The following is a 7,128-nucleotide window of genomic DNA, read 5'->3' as shown; positions in this document are numbered from 1 at the left end:
GCATCGGCTCGTCCGGCGGCGGCGGCAGCACGACGACCACAACGACGACGACCTACACCTATTATGCGAACTTCGCCGTGGGCCTGTGCGAGGGACCGATCGGGCGCGTCGGCCGAGTCTGGGCGGACGGCGAGGTGCTCGATCTCACGACGGTCACGATGCGGATCCATCGCGGCGACGAGGGGCAGCCGGCCGATCCGCTGATCGTCGCGCGGCAGGGTGGGACCGGAACGCCGGCCTATCGCGGACTCGCCTATGTGGTGTTCGAGCGCCTGCCGCTCGCGCCCTACGGCAATCGTATCCCGCAGCTCGCCTTCGAGCTGCTGCGGCCGGTCGGCGCCCTCGAGCGCATGGTGCGGGCCGTGACCTTGATCCCGGGCACCACCGAGTTCGGCTACGCGCCGTCGACCGTGGTGCAGCTCCTCGGGCCGGGTCGCACCGGCGCCGAGAACCGACACGTCGCCGTGGCCGCGTCCGATGTCGAGGCGGCGCTCGACGAACTCCAGGCGACGTGCCCGAACCTCGCCGAGGTCGCCGTGGTGGTGGCCTGGTTCGGCTCCGATCTGCGCGCCGGCCATTGCGAGATCCGGCCGGGCGTCGATTCCGCCGTCAAGGAGACGCATCCGCTCGTCTGGTCGGTCGCCGGCGTCGTTCGCGCGAACGCCCATCTCGTCTCGCAGATCGACGGGCGCCCGGCGTTCGGCGGCACGCCGTCCGACCAGGCGGTGCGCGACCTGATCGCCGCGCTGAAGACGCGCGGCTTGAAGGTGACGCTCTATCCGTTCGTGATGATGGACGTGCCGGCCGGCAGCGGCCGGCCCGATCCGTGGACCGGCGCCGCGTCGCAGCCGGCCTATCCGTGGCGCGGCCGCATCACCTGCGACCCGGCGCCGGGCCGCCCCGGCACGGCGGACGGCAGCATCTCGGCACAGGCGCAGGTCGACGTCTTCTTCGGCATCGGTAATCCCGGCGGATCGCGCTATCGCGACATGGTGCTGCACTACGCGGCGCTCGCCGCGTCGGCTGGCGGCATCGACGGATTCCTGATCGGCTCCGAGCTCGTCGGATTGACGCGGGTGCGTAGCGCCTCCGGCGTCTACCCGGCCGTGAACGCGCTCGTCGCGCTCGCCGCCGAGGTGAAGGCGATCCTCGGCGCCGGCACGGCCGTCACCTACGGGGCGGACTGGACCGAGTACGGCGCCCACGTGGTCGACGCGGCCGCGACCGAGGTGCGCTTCCCGCTCGATCCGTTGTGGGCGTCGCCGGCGATCGACGCGATCGGCATCGACCACTATGCGCCGCTCGCCGACTGGCGCGACACCGCCGACCATCTCGACCGGGCGCTCACCGACGACATCCACGACCGCGCGTATCTCGCCGGCAATCTGCGCCGCGGCGAGGCGTTCGACTGGTATTACGCGAGCGCAGCCGACCGCACGGCGCAGGTCCGCTCACCGATCACCGACGAGCCCGGCGAGCCATGGATGTATCGTCAGAAGGACATCTGGAGCTTCTGGTCCAATCCTCATCACGAGCGCGTCGGCGGCGTGCGGCTGCCGACCCCCACCGCCTGGGTGCCGAGGTCGAAGCCGATTCGCCTCACCGAGGTCGACTGTCCGGCGGTCGACAAGGGCGCCAACCAGCCGAGCGTGTTTCCCGACCCGAAATCCTCCGAGAGCGGCCTGCCGTGGTTCTCCACCGGACGCCGTGACGACCTGATCCAGCGCCGCCATCTCGAGGCGGTGCTGACGACGTTCGATCCGGCGCACGGCGCGACCTCCGAGAGCAACCCGATCTCGCCCGTCTATGGCGGCCGCATGGTCGATCCGGCCACCGTCACGCTGTGGACCTGGGACGCAAGGCCGTGGCCGGTGTTCCCGGCCGCGACCGACGTGTGGAGCGACGGCCCCAACTGGGAGACCGGCCACTGGCTCACCGGCCGGCTCGGCGGCTGCCCGCTCGACGGGCTCGTCGCCGCCATGCTGGCCGACGCCGGCGTGACGGGCTGCGACCCGCGCCGGCTCGGCGACGGGCCGGCCGGTGCCGTGATCGACCGGCCGATGACGCCGCGCGCCGCGATGGAGCCGCTGGCCGCCGCCTTCGCGTTCGACGCCGTGGCGGACGGCCCGACCCTGGTGTTCCGACCGCGCGGCGGGCCGCCGGTCGCCGAGATCGACGAGGACGATCTCGTCCAGCCGGAGGAGGGGGCGCCGGCCCGGCTGGTGCGGGCGCAGGAGACCGAGCTGCCGGCCGCCGTCGCGCTCGGCTTCAGCGACGTCGACGCCGACTACCGGCGCGCCGCCGTGCCGTCGCGCCGGCTGGTCGGCGCCGCGCGCCGCCTCCTACAGGCCGACCTCGCCGTCGTGATGGACCGGGCCGAGGCGGAGCGCCGCGCCGAGATCCGCCTCCAGGATCTGTGGGCGTCGCGCGAGACCGCGACCTTCGCGCTGCCGCCGTCGCGGCTCGCGCTGCTGCCCGGCGACGTGATCGGCCTCACGGTCGCGGGCCGCCGGCGGCTGTTCGAGATCCGCGAGATCGTCGACGCACACAGCCGCACCGTCACGGCGCAGTCGACCGATCCGGAGGTGTTCGCGTTGCCGCTCGCGAGCCGCGTGCCGACGACGCCGGTGCTCCCCGCCGCGGTCGGCCCCGCCGCGGTCGTCGGGCTCGACCTGCCGAGCCTGCCGGGGGATCCCGACACGGTGCTGGCCCGCATCGCCGTGTCGGCTGCGCCGTGGCCCGGCGCGCTCGCCGTGTGGCGCTCGTTCGACGGCGAGAGCTTCGAGCGGATCGCCACCGCGACCGTGCCGGCCGTGATGGGCGAGACGCTCGATCCGGTGCCGGCCGGTCCGCCGTGGCGCATCGACCGGCATACCGTCTTCCGGGTGCGGCTGGTGACCGGAGGGCTCGCCGCGATCACCGACGCGGCGCTCCTGGCGGGCGGCAACGCGGCCGTGCTGGCCGCGCCGGACGGCGGCTGCGAGGTGATCCAGTTCGCCGCCGCCGAGCTGGTCGCGGCGGGCACCTGGCGCGTGTCGCGGCTGCTGCGCGGCCAGGCCGGCAGCGAGCACGCGATCCGGCCGCTCGCGGCCGGCGCGACCTTCGTCAAGCTCGACGACGTTCTGCGGACGGTCGCGCGCGGTCCCGACATGATCGGCCGTACCATGACTCTGCGGGTCGTCGCCGCGAGCCGCTCCCACGACGACGCCAGCGCCGTCGTGATCACGATCACGCCGCGGCCCACCATGCTGCAGCCGCTCGCCCCGGTGCATGTCCGCGGCCGGCGGAGCGCCGCCGGGGTCACCATCACGCTCGTCCGCCGCACCCGCCGCGACGGCGACTCCTGGGACGTCGCCGAGGTGCCGCTCGGGGAAAGCGCCGAGGCCTACGAGGTCGACATCCTGAGCGGCGGCGCGGTGGTGCGCACGCTCGCCGCCACCGCGCCGTCGGTGCTCTACGCGGCCGCCGACGAGATCGCCGATTTCGGCGTCGCGCAGGCGAGCCTCGCGGTGCGGGTCGTCCAGCTCTCCGCGACGGCCGGCCGCGGCGTCGCCGCGACCGCCGTGCTCGCCGTCTGATCAACCCGAATCTCTCCGGACATCGCCATGACCGAGACGCTCCATCTCGGGCTGCCGCTGATCGCGGCCGCCCAGGCCCAGAAGCACGTCACCCACAATCAGCCGATTTCAGCCCTAAGTTCCTGTTGTGGCACACTTATTGAGTGGCGCGTGAGGGCATTACAGGGCAAAAAAGTGCAATGCCGTCAATGAGGGGGCAACGAGTCGTCGCCAAACACGCGCCAGACACCAACAGTCAAGCGGGATCGCCCGCGCACGGTGCGGACAATTTTTCAAGCGGTGATTTGTGGGGACGGCGATCTTCCCTGTGGATTGCTCGACACAAATCACTTTTGGCGCGCTATATGGGACTCCGTGCAACAACACGGACAACCCCCATGGCTGACGGGTGCAGGAAGTGCCTTATTAAGAGCTTCAGAAACTGGTACGAAGGCGAGTACGTACCGTACGAGAATGATCCGCTGAGTCCAATCATCATGCTTGGCGGTCGCGTGAAGCGACATTGGACTTCCCGTTTAGTTCACTGGATGATTGAGTTTTATAAAGCCGAGTGGAAGTGGGTGATCTACACCACATTGACCATTTGCGGTCTTTGGATTGCCTACCTGAAGCTGTAACGAAAAGCGCCATTTAAGTGGCGCCATCGGATACTCCCTGTTAAAGTCCAGGGAATCATCAAACTTGGCGGACGGTGAAGTCCCAAAGACCATCATAGACGGCCAGCCGCACTCCGGTGACAGGTTTCATAATGCGCTCTCCCCCAGATTTGGAGTGATACCCAAGGGGGCTGTCAAACCAGTCAGCGGAACCGTCTTCGATAAGGGATTGGTCATCAAGAGTGATTTGCACTTTGGCGCCAAGGGCCGCAGCTATTCCGCTGTTTATAAAAGCTACGGTAATGTCTTTCGACGGATCGACAATAAATGAAAGGCTTAGCTGGTGTATTGATTTTTCAGATTGGCTATCTGCGACTCTGAAGAAATTGAGAATTTGGTTATCATTTGCATCCATGGCTGTTTCCTTTTGTTATAATTATCCCAACCACCGAATAAATATTCCTACAAAATAATCTTCCTGTCAATAAAATCCCAAGCACCTCATCACGGGATAAGTGCTTCTGGCAAAAAATTTATACGCGCCAAAAACATGCCAGTGGATAACTTAAATACCTGATTCAGTTAGGTGAATCACTTAACAGCGCGTAGCCCACAACGAGGCGTTGCACCGGCTCGACGCGCTGGTGATGCTCGCGGTCGTCGACCGCGATCTCGCCGCGCCGCCGGCCTCGCCCGCCGCGGGCTATCGTTATCTGGTCAAGGCGGCCGGCAGCGGCGCCTTCGCCGGGCACGACAATGCGATCGCGCACTTCGTCGACGGCGGCTGGGAGTTTCACGACCCGGCGATCGGCTGGCTGTGCTGGATCGCCGACGAGGGCGTGCTGGTCGCCTGGACCGGCGCGGCCTGGCAGGCGGTCGGCGGCGGCGGGGGCGAAGGCGGGGGCGGCATCGACGCGCTGCAGAACCTGACGCGGCTCGGGCTCGGCACCGCGGCGGACGCGACCAACCCGTTCGCCGCCAAGCTGAACAACGCGCTGTGGGTCGCTCGCTCGGTCGCCGAGGGCGGCACCGGCGACCTGCGCTACAAGCTCTCCAAGGAGAGCGCGGCCAAGACGCTGTCGCTCCTGTTCCAGACCGCCTATTCGGGGCGCGCCGAGATCGGGCTCGCCGGCGACGACGATCTGCGCGTCAAGGTCTCGCCGGACGGCACGACCTGGCACGACGCGCTGGCGGTCGACGCCGCCTCCGGCGCGACCCGCATCGCCGCCGGCCTCGCACTCGCCGGCACGGTCTCGCCGAGTGCGATCGACGTCGACCAGAACGACTACGCCCCCGCCGGGCTCGCGGCCGCGGCCGTGATGCGGCTCGCCGGCACGACGGCGCGCACCCTCACGGGCCTCGCCGGCGGCAGCGCCGGCCGCGTGCTGATGCTGCACAATGTCGGGACCGCGCCGATCGTCCTGAAGGACGAGAGCCTGTCGTCGGCGGCCGACAACCGGTTCGCCCTGCCGGGCGATCTCTCCATCGCGGCCGATGCGGTCGCGCTGCTGCAGTACGATTCGGCCGCCCAACGCTGGCGGGCCCTGGCAGGAGGCACCGGCGGCGACGGTGGGACGGCCGTGGTGGCGCCGCTCGCCCAATGCCGCCTCGCCAAGAGCGGGGCCAGCATCCTGCTGTCGCGTCACGGCGGACGCCATCTGTTCATCGGCGGGACCAACGAGGTCGTCCCGGTCGACGGCGTCTCGCTGGCCGCGTCGGGGCTTTCGGCCGGGACGCTCTACTACGTTTACGCCGCGATGGTCGCGGGCACGATGACGCTGGAAGCCTCGACCACGGCGCCGGCCGTCGACGCCACCTTCGGCCACATGATCAAGAGCGGCGACGCGAGCCGCTCGCTGGTCGGCATGGCCCGCCCGGTCGCCGGCCCGGCCTTCGCCGACACGCCGACGCAACGGCTGGTGCGGAGCTTCTTCAACCGCCGTCGCCTGCACGGCCAGAACGGCTTCACGACGAACCGCACCCGCGCCTCGACCACGATCGCCGAGGTGAACACCGAGATCCGCATCGAGCTCCTGGTGTGGAGCGACGAGACGGTCCGCGCCTGGCTGAATCCGCTCGTCTTCGCGGACACCGTCCTCTACGCGGACGTGCGCAGCTATCTGGCCGTCGACGGCACGGCCGAGGACGCCATCGCCTACGGCCAGGCCTGGAGCGGCGCGCAGGCCACCATGCCGGGCGGCATCGGCCTCGAACGCGCGGGTCTCGCCGAGGGCTATCACTACCTGACGGTGCTGGGGAACAGCGGGTCCGGATCGACGGCGACGTGGGTCGGCGCCGCCCCGGGCGCGGCGCGCACGACGCTGTGGTGCGGGCTCGGGTGAGCGTGACGACGGGGCCTCTCGCGCCTCGACGTGCCGGCGCGATGGCGTGCGGCTTTTGCTGATCGTCTAACCGAGGACGTTTCCATGGCACAGGAGAACTACGCGCGCTGCCTCGCCAACACGCTGCGCGAGGAAGGCGGCTTCACCGACCATCCGCGCGATCCCGGCGGGCCGACCATGCGGGGGATCATCCAGCGCGAGTACAGCCGCTGGCGCGCCGCGCACGGGCTGCCGGACCGCAGCGTCCGCTTCATCACCGAGGCGGAGCTGCAGGACATCTACGCCGGCAACTACTGGCGGCCGATGCTCGGTCACGCCTGGCCGAAGGGGCCGGACCAGATCGTGTTCGACATCGCCGTGAACTCCGGCACCGGCGCGGCGCCCAAGATCATGGCCCATGCGCTCGGCACCGCGGAGCGGTCGCCGGCCGCGCTGGCGCGGCTCGCGGCGGCGAGCGCCGACCAGATCGGGATCGTCAAGCGCGCCTGCGCCCGGCGGGCGAGCTTCTATCGGGCGCTGCGCACCTTCCCGGTGTTCGGTCGCGGCTGGCTCGCCCGCAACGCCCGCATGGAGGCGATCGGCGTGCGGATGGTTCTCGAGGCGCAGGCGGGC

At 69.7% G+C, this 7,128-nt stretch carries 5 protein-coding genes; 4 read left to right on the top strand and 1 reads right to left on the bottom strand.

Annotation, left to right across the window (positions count from 1 at the left end; genetic code table 11):
• The coding region (locus ABTU92_RS15345; protein WP_408092097.1) for a glycoside hydrolase/phage tail family protein at positions 1 to 3,578 on the top strand (3,578 nt) is incomplete at its 5' end.
• A gap of 27 nt (positions 3,579 to 3,605) precedes the next feature.
• Positions 3,606 to 3,770 carry a hypothetical protein gene (locus ABTU92_RS15340; RefSeq protein WP_408092095.1) on the top strand — a complete coding sequence of 55 codons (165 nt, stop codon included), beginning with the start codon at positions 3,606 to 3,608 and terminating at the stop codon, positions 3,768 to 3,770.
• Between the two features lie 483 nt (positions 3,771 to 4,253).
• Here ABTU92_RS15340 and ABTU92_RS15335 read toward each other — a convergent pair whose 3' ends face one another.
• Positions 4,254 to 4,589: a hypothetical protein gene (locus ABTU92_RS15335; protein ID WP_408092093.1), complete on the bottom strand. Its 336-nt coding sequence runs from the start codon at positions 4,587 to 4,589 to the stop codon at positions 4,254 to 4,256.
• Positions 4,590 to 4,797: 208 nt separating this feature from the next.
• Here ABTU92_RS15335 and ABTU92_RS15330 point away from each other — a divergent pair, with 208 nt between their 5' ends.
• Entirely contained in the window at positions 4,798 to 6,516 is a 1,719-nt protein-coding gene (locus tag ABTU92_RS15330) for a DUF2793 domain-containing protein (RefSeq protein WP_408092091.1), read from the top strand.
• An 84-nt stretch (positions 6,517 to 6,600) separates the two neighbouring features.
• The coding region (locus tag ABTU92_RS15325; RefSeq protein WP_408092089.1) for a glycosyl hydrolase 108 family protein at positions 6,601 to 7,128 on the top strand (528 nt) is incomplete at its 3' end.

This window comes from Rhodoplanes sp. SY1, from assembly GCF_046000175.1.
Taxonomy (GTDB): Bacteria; Pseudomonadota; Alphaproteobacteria; order Rhizobiales; family Xanthobacteraceae; genus Rhodoplanes.
Note: the sequence above shows the minus strand (reverse complement) of the source record. Positions and strands in the feature narration are given on the sequence as shown.